The sequence below is a fragment of the Vreelandella hamiltonii genome, assembly GCF_014651775.1.
In the GTDB taxonomy this organism is placed as follows: domain Bacteria; phylum Pseudomonadota; class Gammaproteobacteria; order Pseudomonadales; family Halomonadaceae; genus Vreelandella; species Vreelandella hamiltonii.
The window spans coordinates 1-809 of record NZ_BMXN01000064.1 but is presented as its reverse complement, the minus strand read 5'-3'; the positions used below and the strand labels follow the sequence as shown (position 1 = coordinate 809).

At 43.9% G+C, this 809-nt stretch carries 1 protein-coding gene; it reads right to left on the bottom strand.

The genetic code is table 11. From position 1 onward, the window contains the following. Positions 1–52 precede the first annotated feature (52 nt). Positions 53–724, bottom strand: coding sequence for a hypothetical protein (locus IE091_RS18345; protein ID WP_189464328.1), 672 nt, complete (start codon positions 722–724; stop codon positions 53–55). Positions 725–809: the final 85 nt, after the last annotated feature.

Genomic DNA, 809 nt, shown 5'->3' with positions numbered 1-809 from the left:
GAGAGTCAGAATTTGGGTGCCGTCCATGTCATACCTGCTGCCGTTGTGGAGACTATATTCTGGCCTGGCTCAGGGAATGAATTCCACACTCAGCGTCGAAGAGCCCATATTGGCCCCATAGTTCAACCATTATTCTAGGCTCATTGCCATGTTCCTTTAGCGCGCCATGCACAATTAGTGTTTTACCTATGGATGTTTTATCAATGTGTCTTCTTTCATCGTGCTCAGGATAGGTAAAAACGTTGAATTCGTCGAATTTTTCATTTTCTAGCCTGATAACATTTCTTGAGCTTAGTCGTGTAAATTTCTTTATTCTTCCGTAGTAAAGTAGTTCTTTTTTGAAATAGTCTTCATTCGCTTTCTCAGCATCCACAAGTGCATCTCTAAGTAGCACTGGGAACTGACTTTTTGGAAAAAAGAAGTACTTTGTTAAGTTTTCAGTAAAGTTGCTGCATAAAGCGTAAACGCTAGATATTAACGAGGGGACTTTAAATGTTTGCCCATCATGCCTTCCAAGAGGGATATCTACTTCTTCACCTTCTTGATCTTCGATCTGAGCTTTGTGGAATTCAGCAGCATTGCTTTTTTTATCGAGTTCAGGCGGTAATTCTGCCCACGCACCAATGATTGCTAGTGAGCCGTCTTCCACAGCTTGCCTTACGCTTTCTTCATTCGCGTATTTGCGCCCCGCAGGCGTGTTAGTTCTTAAGGAACCGCTGATCAATTCGTCTCTGAGCGGCTAAAGCACTCTGGGCGGCATATTCACCGCGTCAACGGTCACTTTCTGGCCACGGAAGGTGGCCTTTTTA